Genomic DNA, 15,883 nt, shown 5'->3' with positions numbered 1-15,883 from the left:
CTGACGCGGTGCGGCGAATGCACTGCCGGTCCCTCACGAGTCGGCGCGCCACATGTGGCGCGGCTCACTCATGGTAGCCACAGGAGGGAAGCGGGGTGAGGCAAACTTCAACAATCCTTCAGGCACCGATCAGATCCGGCGCGGAGCCGGGCCCAGGACGCGGACGGAAGTTCTCACCAGGTGTGATGACAACCGGGTCGGCGCCGAGCGGCTCGTCGGCCGCCCGCGACATGCCGACCGGCTCGTCGAGGGCCCACGGCGCGGCATCGGTGGGTATCCAGTGCTTGCGCCGGGTGCGCTTGGCCTCCAGATAGTCGCGGGCCCGCTCGCTGAGCGCGCGCGTGCGCAACGGCACCGCGGTGACCCGCAACCCCTCCTGCCGCAGCGCCTCCACCTTGGCGGGATTGTTGGTCAACAACTGCACCGAACGCAAGCCCAGATCGGCCAGCGCCCGAGCGGTGGTGACATAGGTACGGCCATCGGCGGGGTAGCCGAGGGCCTCGTAGCTGGCGAAGGTGTCCGTGCCGGAGCGCTCGCTTTCCCGATAACCCAGAGCCTTGGCGATCAGCCCCGCCCCGCGGCCCTCCTGCTCCAGGTAGACCAGCACACCGCTGCCCGCGGCCTGGATGAGATCCAGCGCCTTGTCCAGCTCCGGCCCACAGTCGCAGTCCTGCGAACGCAGCGCCTCCCCGTATAGGCAGCGGGAGTGCACCCGCACCAGGCAGCCGTCGGCGACCGCGCCGAACAGCAGCAGGTGCCCGCGCTCCCCGTCCCCGTTCACCTCCACTACCCGAACTCGCAGATCTTGCCCGTTGCGACGGAACCGATGTTCGGTGTCGGCAGGATCCACAACGTTGGTCAATGCTCCTCCGTAGCGAGTTTGAAGATTCGCTCGACCTCACTCACCAGTGGCATCGACCCGGGGACGTCCCCGATCGATTGCGTCGCCACCATCGCGGCGCTCGCCCAGACGTAGTCGTTGCGTGCGGCGGGGCGGCGCGTCGAAACGAGACGATATACCAGGGCCGCGGAGAAGGCGGCGTGAGCGCCGACCGAGTCCTGCAACGCCGTCGGAAACGGCTGGAAGCGGTCGCTGACCTGCTCCGACCACACCGCGCACCGGAAATCCCGGATCGCGCAGACCGCGCCGACCCCGAGCGCGCGCAGCCGGGTGGCGGTCTGTTCGGTGTCCGGCGCCGCGCCGTCGGGCGACATCGCCAGGGCCCGCAGGTCGTTGTCACCGCCGACGAGGTAATCCACCACACCCAGATGCTGATACAGGTATTGGGGCCGATCCAGCCGCGGCGCGGGGTGCACCACCACCAGCGGCCGGTCGGGCAGTGCGCGCAACTGCGCCATGACCTGCTCGATGACGCCGGTGGGTTGTTCGAAGGTCAGCAGCACCGCATCCGAGGAAGCGATCGCCGAGCAGATGGCCTCGCTGCGTAGATCCTGGGCGCTCAACCGGATTCGCTCGTCTTTGCAGCCGATCGTGCTCGCCGCGCCGGTGCCCGCCACGATCACCGCGGTCACCGGCGTCGGGGCGTAGGGCACCACTTTGACCAGTTCGGTCTCGACGCGTTCGCTGCGCAGGTATTCCAGGATGCGGCCCCCGGCCTCGTCGTCGCCGACCGCCGAGATCAACCGCACCCGCAACCCGAGCCGGGCCGCCGCCACAGCGCGCGTGAGCCCCTTGCCGCCGGGATGTTGCCGATAGCTGCCGCGCGCGGTGCCGCCGGGGCCCGGGATCCGGTCCACCACATACATATGGTCGATGACCGCGTCGCCGATCACGGTGACCACACCGCGGGCGTCCACCGGATCCGGTTCGGCTGCAACGGTTTCGGCAGAGGCGCCGAAGTCGACGGCGTGCGCGCCGTCGAACACCGAGGCCGTGGCCAGCCGCGTGGCCAGCTCGGTGAACGCCCGGCGCTCGGGAGCCCCGCGCAGCGACCGCACCGTCAACGTGTCCGGAACCGGTTGCGCCCCAAGGGCTTCGTGCAGCACCGCCCACTGCGCGGCGAGGTATTCGCGCCGCTCACCCAGATCCGAGGCGTAGAGCCGTCCGGGATCCACACCGGCGGGCGGGTTTTCGCGCAGCAAACCCAGCGACAGCTCCGCGTCCACGACGAGCCGGTCGGTGATATCCAATCGCATGCTCAGATCGCGTACCAGCGGCGGCACCGCTTGTTCCCGGTCGATGCCCGCGCGCCGCGCGTACTGCCGCACGGCCAGCAGATCCAGCAGGGGCGAGACGTCGATTTCGGTGCTGCGCAACCGATCCGGACTCAGTCCTGAGCGTTTGCACAACCGGGTGAGGATATTGCGAACGGCAACCATTCCCGAATCCTGCGGGACCATGGCGATGCCACCCTTTCCATCGGCGCGACACGGGAGTGCCGGGCGCATGTTGGCCACGCAAATCGGGTTTAGCCAGCGGGCAAATTGTCAATTACCAAATTACAACGGCAATTGCGCTTGGGGAACGGCAAATGCCACACTGGAAGTGGCGATCCCCATCGCACCACCAGGCAATCGGGAGGGCTGGTGATGAGAATGATTCTTCAGATACGGCAGCCGCGACGGCGGCGGCGACACCGCCCCGCCGAATCCGATATCGAGCTGGTGCCGAAGCCGGTGATGGACTAAACGAGCCCCCGGACATCCCGCGCGACAACGCACCTGTCGTCGCCCCGGCGCGCCGGTATGCCGATCACGGACCTCAGCTGCCCCCGGCCGCCGCTGTGCGGCGTGTCCGCCGGACAGCACCGTAGCCGCGGCACACTTCACCGCCACAAGCCTTCGCACACCCCCATCGACGCGCAGCCGCGTCTTCAGCCACCGGCTTGCCCGAGGCTGCGGCTTCCCCGGCTGCCGCACACCTGCGAGCCATCCCTCGGACCACCCGGCCCGCCGAGCGACTTCCTCGGCCCGGGTACCCACCACGGCCGCGGGCACGGCGGAATTCACGGTGCGGCGCGACCACCGCGCCACACCAGCGGATGCACGACGAGAGGCATTCGTGATCATCGAACTCAGCACCCTGGAGCCGGCCTCACTCCACCTGTCGCACCGGAGACCGCGATGACCATCCACACCACCGAATGGACGATGACCAGTGACATAACCCCGGAATCGGCCTACCGTGACACCGACGCGGCCGACTCCTGGCGGCTGAGCTGGTTACCGGACCGGCGGCTGACCCACGCCCAGGCACTGGCCGGGATGTCGCTGGACGAACTGCTCAGCGACCCGCACGTCGTGCACGACCGCATGACCCAGGCCCGCGTCGAGGTCTATGCCGACCAGCTGGGCATCCTGCGCGACCACGCGGTGATCCTGCTCGCCAAGGCCATGGCCGCACGCCTGGGCCGGGAACTGGGACCGAAGGAAGATCCGGCCCCGCCGGGGCACAGCACCCGGCGCGGACGCACCCGCACTCCCGAACCGCCGTTCGTGCACGGCTGAGTCCCGCTGATGTCAGGCGTGCGCTTTGTGCTCCGCGCCGACGGCTTCGCCGATGCTGCCGTACCCGCCGGCGCGCAACCGCTGCGCCAGGCCCCGATGGATCCGGCGCATCCAGAACGGGCCGCCGTAGATGAACCCGGTGTAGCCCTGCAACAGCGTCGCCCCGGCCAGAATGCGCTCCCAGGCCTGGTCGACGGTTTCGATGCCACCGACCGAGATCAGCACCAGCCGCTCACCCACCCGCCGGTACAGCCGCCGCAGCACCTCGAGCGAACGGTCGGCGACCGGCGGGCCGGACAGGCCACCGGCACCCATGGCGGCCACCGCGGCGGCGTCGGTGCGCAGCCCGTCGCGGCGGATGGTGGTGTTGGTGGCCACGATGCCCGCCAACCCGAGTTCGACGGCCAGGTCGGCGACCGCGTCGATGTCCTCATCCGACAGATCCGGCGCGATCTTCACCAGCACCGGCACCCGCACACTGTCGAGCACCGCCCGCAGCAGTGGGCGCAGCGACTCGACCGCCTGCAGATCACGCAGGCCCGGCGTATTGGGGGAGCTGACGTTGACCACGACGAAATCGGCCAGCGGCCCCAGCAGCGCGGCGCTGACGGCGTAGTCCTCGGCCGCGGCCTGCGGTTCGACGACCTTCGTCTTACCGATGTTCGCCCCGATCGGCACCCCGCCGCGGCGCGCGCGCAGGCGCTCGGCCGCCGCGGCCGCACCGTGATTGTTGAAACCCATCCGGTTGATCAGGGCGCGGTCGGCGGGCAGCCGGAACAACCGCGGCGCGGGATTGCCCGGCTGCGCCTGCGCGGTCACGGTCCCGATCTCGGCGAAACCGAACCCCAGCGGCGCCCAGGCATCGACACCGTCGGCGTTCTTGTCGAAACCGGCGGCCAGCCCCAGCGGCGCGGGGAACTCGACCCCGAATACCTCGGCGCGCAGGATCGGATCGCGGGTGACCAGGACCTTGCTCATCGCCCAGCGCAACGGCGCGACCGAGGCGGCCGAGCGCATGGCCGCGAAGGCGAGATGGTGGATACGTTCCGGCGCGAGGAGGAACATCAGTCGGAGTAGCAGGGCGTACATCGGCTCACATTCCGGGTTCGGGCTGGGGTAGTAGGGCGGATTTTCGCCGCCGCAGCAGCACCCGCCTGCTGCCGTCGGTGTAGGCGCGCACCCGCGAGAGTTCCCAGCCCCCGAATTCGGCCTGGATCGCCAGCCGCATGGACGCGGTCACCCGCGTCACATCCGGCGGCAGCCGCAACGGCACGTACTCGTAGTCGTCGCTGGTGGTTTCCCAGCCCGCGGGCAGCGCGCGCCCGCGCCCCCGGTGCGCTGCCGGATCGGCAGATGCCGCGGAATCATCGCCCGCGCGTGCTGTCGGAGCCATCACTGCCCTCTCTTCCGATCGTCCGCACCGATCCGTTGCAGACCGTCGCCGGTCGCGGACCCCACGAACAGATCTCCGGTGCGTTGCTCGACGGCCACCGCGTTCGGCTGCCGGACGGTGGCGTAGCGGCCCACTTCCTTCGGTATACCAGTCGAGAGGTCGAATCCGACGACCTCGTTGCGCTGCGTGCACGTCACCCACACGGTGTCGGACCGTTGATCGTAGGCAAGTGCGTAAGGCGAAGATCCTACCGGGAAACGCTGCCGCAACACGAGCGGTCCCGCGGTGTAGACCAGCAGTTCACCGCCCGCGGTGTCGGTGACCACGAACCGGCCGCGCGTGTCGCCGATCAGCCGCGTGGCCCCGTCACCGGCCCGCAGCGCCAGCCCGGGCCGCTGCTTGCCGGGGTCGAACTGGAAGATCGCGCTCTGATGCCGGTCGAGCACGGTGAGGTTGCCGTCGGCTTCGGCGAGTTCGTCGGCGGAGACCAGCCCGGACACGGTGGCGACCACCTTCCCCTCCGGCGCCAGCTCCAGCACGCGGCCGTCGGCGGTGCCGACCAGCAACCCGCCGTCGGGCCGGGCGCGCACCGACCGGACGTCGCCGTCGACGCCCACCTCGGCGATCACCCCGGACGCGAGATCCACCCGCAGCACCCGGCCCGGCGCGCCCGCCAGCATCTCACCCGGCCTGCCCGGCGTGAGACCACTCGCGCGCGCGGGCAACGTCACCGTGCGCACCACCGGCTGCGCGGCGGCCGGGTCGAAGACGGTCAGGACGGCACCGTCCAGGCCTGCCAGCAACCCGCCCGCGGAATCGGCGGCCAGCTCGGCGACCGGCCCGGCGGGCAGCACCCGCCCGGCCGGCGGCGTCGTCACCGCGAGCGCGGGCGCCGCGGTGGCCGGCTCCCTGGTCGGCAGGTCGGGACCGCCGGGGCCGGAGGAGCATCCGGCTGCCGACAGCACCAGCACCGCCGCACCCGCGAATGCCGAGACGAGCAAGGCGCGAGGGCGCATCCACCGAACTCCTTCTACCGACGAATCTTCCGCAACCTCACCATCTGACCATGATGACGCAACCGGCCGACCGACCGGGTTCGCCTCGAGCGGAATGTCGGTGACCAGGGTTACGGTGGAGACCCCACCGTCCGATATAGGGAGAACCGGGTTGAAAGCCGACCATTCGTCGGGATTTGCCATCGACGACCTCACCGTCGGCGCGTACGCGCACGGCTTCGGCACCACCGCCGAGGGCCACCCCTTCGCGTTCCGCACCATCCGCGCCACCTTGACCCTGGAGGTCTACCGCCGCGACCTCGGCGACGCCGTCCCCGGCCCGGAGGACGTGCTCGCGGTCGCCGAAGCCACGGTCACCGACATCGACCTCGACGACGAACGCAGTGTCGCCGCCTTGGTGCGGGATATGATCCCCGACGCCGCGACGATCGACGCCGCCGCACAACGGGACGTCACGACCGTGCGTGCCCTACTCGGACGGCTCAGCTCCGTCATCGAAGGTATGTAGGAAGTGATGACCCACACACGACTCGCCCGCGCCGCGCTCACCGCCGCGGGCCTGCTGCTGACGGTGGCCGCCGCCGCGTGCGACAGCGGAACCGACGAGGCCGCGGTCGACGCCGCCCGCTCCTCGGCCAACGCCTCGCTGTCGTCCTCGATCGCCATCTCCTCCAGCGCCGCCCACCCGCCGCTGCCCGCCGCCGCCGACCTCGACGCCCAGATCAAGCGGGCACTGGACCCGGCGCTACCCGACAGCGAACGCACCGCGCTCATCGAGGACGGGGAATCCTTCCGTCAAGCCATCCCCGACATGTACAAGGCGCTGCAGGACAACCCGCGCGCCGTCTACGGCGTGACCGACCCGGTGTTCGACAACCACGACGGCACCCTGACCGCCACCATGCGCTTGGACAAGGACGGCACCGGCGCCGCGGTCCGCACCACCGTCGTGCACTTCGTGCTCGTCGACGGCAAGTGGAAGATCTCCCGCACCGACCTGTGCGGCATCCTGCGCTCGGCCGACTACCGCACCCCGGCCTGCGGCTGAGCGGGCCCGCCACGCGATGCGCCGTTCCGGATCACTGCGGTGGGGGCGGTTCGTCCACCGCCACCGCTTCCTCGTCCTCGGCTCGTTCGTACTGTTCGTCCTGATCTCCGGCTGGTACGGCCGCGACCTGGCCGGGCGGCTGACCCAGGAGGGCTGGTTCGACGAGAGCAGCGAATCGGTGGCCGCCGCCGAACTGGCCGACCGCACCTTCGGCCGCGACACCGACAGCGACCTGATCCTGCTCTACACCGCACCCGAGGGCGCCACCGTCGACGACCCGGCGGTGCGCGCACCGGTCACCGCGCAACTGGCCGGACTGTTGAGCGCCTATCCCGACCGGATCCAGAAGATCGACAGCTACTGGGACAGCCCGTTCTCCGCCCAAGCCACCGACGCCACCCACACCCATGCCTTCGCCAGCGTCGGATTACGCGGCTCGGGCACCGCGACCGTCGAGAACTACCTGGCGATCAAGGACCATCTCGGCGCCGGACGCGCCGGCGGCGGCCCCGGCGGCACGACCGTGCAGCTGGCGGGGTTGCAGCCGATCGTCGAAGGCATCAACACCGGAATGCAACGCGACATCAGGCGCGCGGAGATGATCGCCCTGCCGCTGGTGGCGATCCTGCTGTATTTCGTGTTCGGCGGCGTGATCGGGGCACTGCTGCCGGTGCTCATCGGCGGCATGACGATCCTGGGCACCCAGGGCGGGCTGCGGGCACTGACCGACCACATCCAGGTCAACGTCTTCGCCAGCGCCGTGCTGACCCTGGTCAGCCTGGGCCTGGCGATCGACTACGGCCTGTTCACCGTCACCCGCTTCCGCGAGGAACTCGCCGCGGGCCACACCGTCGAAGAGGCCACCGCCCGCACCGTCGCCACCGCGGGACGCACCGTGCTGTTCTCGGCGGCGATCATCGCCCTGAGCCTCGGCGCGCTGTTCATCTTCCCCAACGGGGTACTGCGCTCGGTGCCGCTGGGCGGCATCAGCTCGGTCCTGCTCGCCGCCCTGCTGTCGGTGACCGCGTTGCCCGCCGCGCTGAGCATCGCCGGACACCGCATCGACTTCCTGGGCTGGAAACGCTTCTCCCGCAGCAAGACCGAAGCGCAGATCGACGCCGGATTCTTCTCCCGCCTGGCACTGTGGGCGATGCGCCGCCCCCTGGCGGTGGCCGTGCCGATCGTGCTCACCCTGCTGGCGCTGAGCATCCCGATGCGCCACATCGAATTCGGCGGGCTCAGCGAACGCTATCTGGCCGACGACAACCCCGCGCGGGTCGCGCAGGAACGTTTCGACGTCCTGTTTCCCGGTTTCCGCACCGAACCGCTGAAACTGGTGGTGGTCGGCGCCGACGCGCGGCAACTGAGCGACATCCGCTACAGCGCCAACCAGATCCCCGGCCTGACCGGACGCTTCGAGCCCGCCGCCCCCACCACCGACGGCATCAACGTCCTGGCCGCCGGGCTGACCGACAAACGCGACGCCGACCGCGTGATCGCCGCGCTGCGCGCCATCCCCGAACCACCGGGGGTGGCGGTGATGGTCGCCGGTGTGCCCGCGCTGGAACGCGACAGCATCAACGGACTGCTCGACGGCCTGCCCCTGCTGCTGGCCCTGCTGGTCTGCGCGGCGCTGGCGCTGATGTACGCGGCGTTCCGCTCGCTGGTGCTCGCGCTGAAGGCCGTGGCGATGAGCGCACTCAGCCTCGTGTCCACCCTCGGTGTGCTGACCTGGGTATTCGTCGAGGGCCACGGGGCGGGGATCTTCCACTTCACGCCCGGACCGCTGATGTTCGCGGTCCTGGCGCTGATCGTGACAGTGGTGTTCGGGCTGTCCACCGACTACGAGGTGTTCCTGCTGTCGCGGGTCTCGGAGGCACGCACCACCGGCGCGGACGCCCCCGAGGCCATCCGCTACGGCATCGCCCACACCGGCGGCGTGATCACCTCCGCCGCCGCCATCCTCATCGTGGTCACCGGCGCGTTCGGATTCTCGGATTTGGTGCTGATGAAATACATCGCCTACGGCATGATCGCGGCGCTGATCCTGGACGCCACCGTCATCCGCATGCTGCTGACACCCGCGGTGCTCAAACTCATCTGGCGATAGGACCACCCGGCGGTCGAGTTCCTCCGTACCCTCCTACGCCCGGCGCGTCGGTCATCGCCCCGGTGACACGCCGATCGCCGCCCAGGCCAGCGCCCGGCCCGACCGCGATCGAGTCACGTCGTCGACCCGCACCGCGCAGGTCCCGTGCTGTGCGGGTCAGCGGCGCACGGGAAGCACCAGTTGCGCCCCGGTCACCGGGTGGTCGAGCACTTCCACCGGATGCTGGTAGACGCGACTGAGCAGTTCGGTGGTGAGGACCTCACGGGGTGGCCCGTCGGCGGCGATGCGACCGGCGTCCAATACCGCCACGCGATCGGCGTACGCGGCCGCGATACCCAGATCGTGCAGGACGACGACCACCGCGGCACCGTCGGCGGCGCGGGCGGCGGCCAGGCGCAGCACCGCTTCCTGGTGGCCGAGGTCCAAGGCGGCGGTCGGCTCGTCCAGCAGCAGGGTGGCGGTGTCCTGCGCCAGCACGCGGGCCAACGCGACCCGGGCGCGTTCACCGCCGGACAGGGTGGGGAACGCGCGGGTGGCGAGGTGTTCGACGTCGGTGGCGGCCATCGCGGCCGCGATGTGTTCCTCGTCGAGCTCGCGACGCTCGGTGCGGACCCACGGCGCGCGGCCCATCGCCACCACTTCACGCGCGGTGAAGGGGAAACCGACGGTGTGGGTCTGCGGCAGCACCGCCCGCCGCCGGGCCATGTCCAAAGTCGTCCAGTGCGCCAACGGCCGCCCGTCGAGTTCCACCGATCCCGCGCTGGGCGTCAATTCACCCGCCAGCGCCGCCAGCAAGGTCGACTTCCCCGCGCCATTGGGCCCGACCAGCGCCACGACCTGTCCCGCGACCGCTTCGAAGTCGATGCCGTCGAGCACCCGCCGCGCCTGCCCGCCGCTGCGCCGGTCCACGCTGACCGCCGCCGCGCGCACCGTCGCCTCCCCTTTGCGCGGCCACCCCGGCAACTCGTGCACCGTCCGCAACACACTCACCCCACACCTCCCCGCCGCCGGCGGCACACCATCGAGGAAGCTTCCCGGCGTCCACCGCGCCCATGTGCCACCCGCACGACTGGGGCGCTCATGCCCAGCCTCCGGAGCGGGCTCGGGTGCGGCGCAGCAGCCAGAAGAAGACGGGGCCGCCGATCAGGGAGGTGAGCATGCCCAACGGCAGGTCGGCGTTGTCGACCAGGGAGCGGGCGGTGACGTCGGCGGCCAGCAGCACCACCGCGCCGACGACGGCGCTCAGGGGGATCAGCACCCGGTGGGCGGGCCCGACCAGCATCCGCACCAGGTGCGGCACGATCAACCCGACGAACAGGATGATGCCGGTGAACGCGACCCCGGCGGTGGCCAGCACCGCCACCACCACGATCACATTGCGCCGCAAACGCTCCACGTCCACACCCAGGTGCCGGGCCGCCGACTCACCCAGCGCCAGCAGATCCAGCCGCGGCGCCAACAGCACCGCGGCGGCGACACCGACCGCGCTCAACGGCGCCACCACACCCACGGACTCCCACGTGGCCCCGTTCAGCGAACCCAACTGCCAGAACACGATCTGATCGCGAGCGGCGGGGGAGGCCACGAACAGCAGCAGCGCGATCAACCCGCCCGCGAACGCGTTGATCGCCACACCGGTGAGCACCAGCGTCACGACCTCGGTGCGCCCACCCGAGCGCGCCAGCAGATACACCAGCGACGTGGTCGCCAGCCCCGCGACGAACGCCGCCGCCGCCACCGACCAGGCCGCCACGAACGCCCCACCCATCACGATGACCGCGCCCGCGCCGACCGCCGCCCCCGCCGACACCCCGATCACCCCCGGCTCGGCCAAAGGGTTGGCGAACACACCCTGCAACAACGCACCCGCTGTCGCCAGCGCCGCCCCGACCAGCATCGCCAGCACCACCCGCGGGAACCGCACCTGCCACAGCGTCACCTCACCCGAAGGATGGGCGGGCATCGGCCCGATGTCCCACCCGATCCGGTGCAGCACACTGCCCGCCACCTCGAGGGGTGTCGTGGGCACCTGCCCGATCGCCGCCGACGCCAACGCCAACGCCACCAACCCGGCCACCGCCACCGCGAACACCAGCACCACCCGCGAACGGCTACGCGACTTCGGCGCCGGCGTCACCGACGGCCGCGCCGCGTCGGTCTGCGAAACACTCATGCGTGCCCGGTGCCGTACACCGCCGCGCTCAGCGCCGCGATCACCCGGCCGGTGTTGGGGCCGAAACTCAACAGCACCGCATCGGACATGTCCACCACACGCCGATCGCGTCCGGCCGGGGTCTGCGCGATACCGGGCACCTTCTGCAACCCCTCCACCCCACCGACGGACTTCAACCCGTCCGACATCACCAGCAGCACATCCGGCGCCGCACCGATCATCGCCTCACTGGTGATCGCGGTGAACGGCTCGCTCACCCCGGCGACCGCGCCCGCGTCCCGCGCACCCAGCGCCGCGATCAACGCATCCGCACCCGACCCCGGACCGGCGAGCATCGTGATCGCGCTCGACCGCAGATACAGGAACGCGATGGTCAACCGGGGATCCTGCGCGGGCACCGCGGCACTCGCGGCGGCGATCTCGTCGCGGGTGCGCCGCGCCAGCGCCTGCCCCCGCTCCGGCACACCCAACGCGGCCGCGACCGCCTCGATCTGCGGCCCCACCCCGTCCATGGTGCGCTCCGGGTCGAAATAGACCACCGTGACACCGGCCGCGCGCAACTGCTCACGCACCGCGGGCGCGGCGCTGGTGGTGTCGGTCAAGAACACCGACGGCCGCATCGCCAGCACCGACTCCACGTTCAGCGACCCGTTGCCCCCGGCCACGTTCGGCACCTCCCGCACCGCCGGAAACGCCGCCGACGTGCTGCGCCCCACCAGCTTGGGCCCCAACCCCAGCGCGTACACGATCTGGGCGAGGGTGCCGTAACGGTCCACGGCGATGATGCGGGAGGCGTCGGCGACGGTCACCTCGGCGCCGTCGAACGACCGCACGGTCACCGGCAGCGCGGGCGTCGGCTCCGGCCCGATCGGCACCGGATCCAGATCGCTCAACGTCGCCGTCGTCGGCCCGTGCCCACCGTGCGAGGAACCGGCGTCGGTGGCACACGCGACCGACCCGGCCAGCAGGCCCGCGGCGAACAGGGCCGCGAGCCCACGCCACCACCCGGTTCGGACCCGGTTCCCACGTCCACCCCCGGTCGCTGCAGTGCTCATGCAGGCAAGGCTAATCCGCGACGCGCGCACTGACGTCGTCGAGGGCCGCGGCGATCGCCCGCGGCAGCTCCAGGGTCTCGGCGGCCAGCACGCCGGTGAGCTGCCCGATATCGCGCGCGCCGACGATCATGCTCGCGATACCGGGCCGGTCCCGGATCCAGGCCAGCGCCACCGCCAGCGGCGAGGTCCCCAGCCCGTCCGCGGCGGTCACCAGCGCATCCACCACCCGGGTGGCGCGCTCGTCGAGACCACTGCGGATCTCCGCCGCGGTCGCCTCGTCGGCGCCCCGGGAGTCGGCGGGAACACCGTCGCGATACTTGCCGGTCAAGATGCCGCCCGCCAACGGCGCCGAGGCGATCACCCCGACCCCGTGGAACCGCGCCGCCGGCACCACATCGGCTTCGGCACCCCGCGCCAGCAGCGAATACGGCGTCTGCGCCGCGGTCACCGGCGCCACCGCGGCCAGGCTGGCCAGCTGCCAGGCCCCGAACCCGCGCACCCCCGCATACCGCACCCGCCCCGAGCGCACCGCCTGCTCCAGCGTCGAGGCCACCTCCTCGAGCGGCGTACGCGGATCCCACACCGCCACATTCCAGATGTCGAGGTGATCGGTGCCCAACTCCAGCAGCGTGCGATCCAGTTGACGCAGCAACGCCCGCCGCGAGGTATCCACCGTGACCTGCGCGGGCACCGGCACCCCCGCCGGGGGAAACCCCCACGGCGCGGTCCCCGCGCACCCGCTGAGCACCAGCTCGTCGCGTGAGACCAGATCACCCAACAGTTCGGCCAGGATGCGCTGCGCGGCTCCGCCCGCATAGGCGGGGGAGGTGTCCACCAGCGTGCCACCCGCCTCCACGAACGCCACCAACTGCCCCGCGGCGTCCTCGGCGTCGGTGTGCGAACCCCAGGTATGGGTCGCCAGGCCCATCCGCGACACCCGCAGGCCGCTACGGCCCACCGTCCGCTGTTCCATCACCGTGTCCGCGCATTCGTCACGGCGCCAAGCCTAGAGTGTGGATACGCGACTGGGCGTCCACCAGCACAGTGGGTCGCGCTTCGGTGCGCCCACCGACCGCCACCCCCGGCGGTGGCGGCAGCCCCACAGCCGGGCACGCCGACGCCGCCTCGACACTGTACTGTCGCTGCGAGATTGGGGCGGCAGTCACGGCGAAGCGGCCGACCGCTGCACCAATGCCCAGGTAGGAACGCGTATTTCGGGCGGAACTGGAGGATGGTTCGTGGTTGGCGAGTCGATGACCTGGGTGCAGGCCTTGGTGCTGGGTCTGGTGCAGGGACTGACGGAGTTCCTGCCGGTCTCCTCCTCGGCGCACCTGCGCATCGTGTCGACGGTCTTCTTCGGCGACGACGCGGGCGCCTCGTTCACCGCGGTCACCCAGCTCGGCACCGAGGCCGCGGTGCTGGTGTTCTTCGCCAAGGACATCTGGCGGATCGTGTTGGCCTGGTTCGCCGGTCTGCGCGAGCGGGTGGGCGCGCGCGATCGCCGGGAACTGCCGCTGCACGATCAGCCCACCACGAAACTTCCCGTCCTCACCGCCGACCACCGGCGCGTTCTCGACGAGCAAGCCCAGCGCGAACTCGACTATCGAATCGGCTGGTATGTGATCATCGCCACCATTCCCATCGGGGTGCTGGGGTTCTTGTTCAAAGACGAGATCCGCACCGGCGCCCGCAATCTGTGGCTGGTGTCGTTCATGCTGATCTTCTTCGCCCTGGTGATCGCCGCCGGTGAGCACTTCGGCCGCAAGGAACGCTCCATCGAGCAACTGACCACCCGCGACGGCCTGGCCATGGGTTTCGCGCAATGCCTCGCGTTGATCCCCGGTGTCTCGCGCTCGGGAGCGACCTCGACCGCGGGCCTGTTCCTGGGCTTGGAGCGCGAAGCGGCCGTGCGGTTTTCGTTCCTGCTCGCCATCCCCGCCGTCACCGCCTCGGGCCTGTTCAGCCTGCCGGACGCGTTCGAACCCGCTGGTGAGGGCCTCAACGCCAGTGGACCGCAACTGCTGGTGGCCACCGTGCTGGCGTTCGCGGTGGGCTACGCCTCGGTGGCGTGGCTGTTGCGTTTCGTGGCACGGCATTCGCTGTACTGGTTCGTCGGCTACCGCGTCGTGCTGGGCGCGATCATCATGGGCCTGCTGGCGGGCGGGGTGGTCTCGGCGACATGATCGCTAGGCTGGCCGCATGACGGTGATCCTGCTGCGCCACGGTGTGTCGACCTCCAACAGCGCCCGCACCCTGGCCGGTCGCAGCACCGGCGTCGAACTCACCGAGCGCGGCGAGGAGCAGGCCAGGGCCGTGGCCGAACGCCTGGCCGGACTGCCGATCGAACGCATCGTGCACTCCCCGCTGCTGCGCTGTCAGCGCACGATCGCACCGCTGGCGGAAAAGTTCGGGCTGGAACCGGTATTCGACGACCGGCTGCTCGAGGTGGACTACGGCGAGTGGACCGGCCGCCCCCTCGCCGAACTGCTGGAGGAACCGCTGTGGAAAGTCGTGCAGCGCCACGCCTCCGGCGCGGTGTTCCCCGGCGGGGAGGGGCTGGCACAGGTGCAGGCGCGCGCGGTCGCCGCCATCCGCGACCACGACCGCGCCCTGGCCGAGCAGCACGGCCGCGACGCGCTGTGGGTGGCGTGCACGCACGGGGACGTGATCAAGTCGGTCCTCGCCGACGCGCTGGGCATTCACCTCGACGGCTTCCAGCGCATCGTCGTGGAGCCCGCCTCGATCAGCGTCGTGCGCTACACCCCGACCGCGCCCTACGTATGGCGGCTCAACGACACCGGCGCCGACCTGTCGGCCCTGGCCGCGGCCGGCGCGCAACGCCAGGCAGCGACCTCGGCAGCGCCCGGACCGCAGACCTCCGGGCCAGTCCCCGGTGGCGAGCTCGGCAATACCGGCAGTGCGGATAATGGGAATGCGGAGCGTCGAGATTCCTTGTAAACAACCGAGCGGTCGTTGTATGGAATCCCCGCACCGCGGGTAGTCGATCAGGGTCACGTATCAGGAGGTGCATGTGTCACGCGCAATCCATGTATTCCGCACCCCCGATCGTTTCGTCGCCGGGACCGTCGGTGAGCCGGGCGATCGCGCGTTCTATCTGCAGGCGGTGCAGGAGCCGCGCGTGGTCAGCGTGCTGCTGGAAAAGCAGCAGGTCAAGGTCCTCGCCGACCGGATGGGTCTGCTGCTGGACGAGGTCGCGCGCCGCTTCGGCGCGGAAGTGCCCCCGCAGGCCGAGGACGTCAGCGACAACGCGCCCCTGCTCACCCCGATCGACGCCGAGTTCCGCGTCGGCACCATGGGCCTGGGCTGGGACGCCGACGCCGGGGCGGTGGTGGTGGAACTGCTGGCGATCACCGAGACCGAGGTCGACGAGTCGGTGGTGCTCGACGACACCGAAGAGGGCCCCGACGCGGTGCGGGTGTTCCTCACCCCGATCCAGGCCCGCGAATTCGCGTTGCGCTCCACCCGGGTGATCGCGGCGGGCCGCCCGCCGTGCCCGCTGTGCGGGGAGCCGCTGTCCGCGCGCGGGCACATGTGCGTGCGCACCAACGGCTACAAGCGCGGTGACATCTTCGGCGCGGCCGAACTAGAGGAGTGATTCG

Annotated in this window: 16 protein-coding genes; 7 read left to right on the top strand and 9 right to left on the bottom strand. The window is 70.8% G+C overall.

The features are described from left to right. Positions 1-118: 118 nt before the first annotated feature. On the bottom strand, positions 119-862 hold the full coding sequence (locus tag ABZ803_RS29500) for a GTP cyclohydrolase II (RefSeq protein ID WP_357044279.1): 744 nt from the start codon (positions 860-862) through the stop codon (positions 119-121). Then, positions 859-2,340, bottom strand: a complete 1,482-nt coding sequence (locus tag ABZ803_RS29495) for a PfkB family carbohydrate kinase (protein ID WP_357044277.1) — start codon at positions 2,338-2,340, stop codon at positions 859-861. The genes ABZ803_RS29500 and ABZ803_RS29495 overlap by 4 nt, the downstream gene beginning before the upstream one ends. A 744-nt stretch (positions 2,341-3,084) precedes the next feature. Here ABZ803_RS29495 and ABZ803_RS29490 point away from each other — a divergent pair. Further along, entirely contained in the window at positions 3,085-3,468 is a 384-nt protein-coding gene (locus ABZ803_RS29490) for a hypothetical protein (RefSeq protein ID WP_357044275.1), read from the top strand. Positions 3,469-3,480: 12 nt separating this feature from the next. Here ABZ803_RS29490 and ABZ803_RS29485 read toward each other — a convergent pair whose 3' ends face one another. From ABZ803_RS29485 to ABZ803_RS29475, 3 genes are read right to left on the bottom strand one after another with little or no spacing between them, the layout of a single operon-like run. Then, positions 3,481-4,557: a quinone-dependent dihydroorotate dehydrogenase gene (locus ABZ803_RS29485; RefSeq protein ID WP_357044273.1), complete on the bottom strand. Its 1,077-nt coding sequence runs from the start codon at positions 4,555-4,557 to the stop codon at positions 3,481-3,483. A 4-nt stretch (positions 4,558-4,561) separates the two neighbouring features. Continuing rightward, on the bottom strand, positions 4,562-4,861 hold the full coding sequence (locus tag ABZ803_RS29480) for a DUF5703 family protein (RefSeq protein WP_357044271.1): 300 nt from the start codon (positions 4,859-4,861) through the stop codon (positions 4,562-4,564). Continuing rightward, positions 4,861-5,877 carry a hypothetical protein gene (locus ABZ803_RS29475; protein WP_357044269.1) on the bottom strand — a complete coding sequence of 339 codons (1,017 nt, stop codon included), beginning with the start codon at positions 5,875-5,877 and terminating at the stop codon, positions 4,861-4,863. Before ABZ803_RS29475 ends, ABZ803_RS29480 begins: the two co-directional genes overlap by 1 nt. A 151-nt stretch (positions 5,878-6,028) precedes the next feature. On the opposite strand from ABZ803_RS29475, the gene ABZ803_RS29470 reads away from it, so the two are divergent. Genes ABZ803_RS29470 through ABZ803_RS29460 form a run of 3 tightly spaced genes read left to right on the top strand, consistent with a single transcriptional unit; the run spans position 6,029 to position 9,035 of the window. After that, positions 6,029-6,385 carry a hypothetical protein gene (locus ABZ803_RS29470; RefSeq protein WP_357044267.1) on the top strand — a complete coding sequence of 119 codons (357 nt, stop codon included), beginning with the start codon at positions 6,029-6,031 and terminating at the stop codon, positions 6,383-6,385. 6 nt (positions 6,386-6,391) lie between these two features. Further along, positions 6,392-6,925 (top strand): hypothetical protein, encoded by a 534-nt coding sequence (locus ABZ803_RS29465; RefSeq protein WP_357044265.1) that lies wholly within the window; start codon positions 6,392-6,394, stop codon positions 6,923-6,925. Positions 6,926-6,941: 16 nt separating this feature from the next. Continuing rightward, positions 6,942-9,035, top strand: coding sequence for an MMPL family transporter (locus ABZ803_RS29460; RefSeq protein WP_357044263.1), 2,094 nt, complete (start codon positions 6,942-6,944; stop codon positions 9,033-9,035). Between the two features lie 156 nt (positions 9,036-9,191). Here ABZ803_RS29460 and ABZ803_RS29455 read toward each other — a convergent pair whose 3' ends face one another. From ABZ803_RS29455 to ABZ803_RS29440, 4 genes are all read right to left on the bottom strand, one after another. After that, complete coding sequence (locus ABZ803_RS29455) at positions 9,192-10,025, bottom strand: heme ABC transporter ATP-binding protein (protein WP_357044261.1); 834 nt, start codon at positions 10,023-10,025, stop codon at positions 9,192-9,194. 88 nt (positions 10,026-10,113) lie between these two features. Next, on the bottom strand, positions 10,114-11,208 hold the full coding sequence (locus tag ABZ803_RS29450) for an iron ABC transporter permease (RefSeq protein WP_357044259.1): 1,095 nt from the start codon (positions 11,206-11,208) through the stop codon (positions 10,114-10,116). Then, positions 11,205-12,263 carry an ABC transporter substrate-binding protein gene (locus ABZ803_RS29445; RefSeq protein WP_357044257.1) on the bottom strand — a complete coding sequence of 353 codons (1,059 nt, stop codon included), beginning with the start codon at positions 12,261-12,263 and terminating at the stop codon, positions 11,205-11,207. Before ABZ803_RS29445 ends, ABZ803_RS29450 begins: the two co-directional genes overlap by 4 nt. A gap of 10 nt (positions 12,264-12,273) precedes the next feature. After that, complete coding sequence (locus ABZ803_RS29440; protein ID WP_357044255.1) at positions 12,274-13,236, bottom strand: aldo/keto reductase; 963 nt, start codon at positions 13,234-13,236, stop codon at positions 12,274-12,276. Positions 13,237-13,516: 280 nt separating this feature from the next. On the opposite strand from ABZ803_RS29440, the gene ABZ803_RS29435 reads away from it, so the two are divergent. The 3 genes from ABZ803_RS29435 to ABZ803_RS29425 all read left to right on the top strand — a co-directional run bounded on the left by ABZ803_RS29435 (position 13,517) and on the right by ABZ803_RS29425 (position 15,879). After that, the gene (locus ABZ803_RS29435) at positions 13,517-14,446 is read left to right on the top strand and encodes an undecaprenyl-diphosphate phosphatase (protein WP_357044393.1); all 930 of its coding nucleotides are present in this window, start codon (positions 13,517-13,519) and stop codon (positions 14,444-14,446) included. Between the two features lie 16 nt (positions 14,447-14,462). Then, positions 14,463-15,221, top strand: coding sequence for a histidine phosphatase family protein (locus ABZ803_RS29430; RefSeq protein WP_357044253.1), 759 nt, complete (start codon positions 14,463-14,465; stop codon positions 15,219-15,221). Positions 15,222-15,294: 73 nt separating this feature from the next. Continuing rightward, positions 15,295-15,879, top strand: a complete 585-nt coding sequence (locus tag ABZ803_RS29425) for a DUF3090 domain-containing protein (RefSeq protein WP_063020586.1) — start codon at positions 15,295-15,297, stop codon at positions 15,877-15,879. Positions 15,880-15,883 lie beyond the last annotated feature (4 nt).

Origin of the sequence: Nocardia sp. NPDC047648 (genome assembly GCF_040642815.1) — a bacterium.
GTDB lineage: Bacteria > Actinomycetota > Actinomycetes > Mycobacteriales > Mycobacteriaceae > Nocardia > Nocardia gamkensis.
This window is presented reverse-complemented; position numbering and strand designations above follow the sequence as displayed.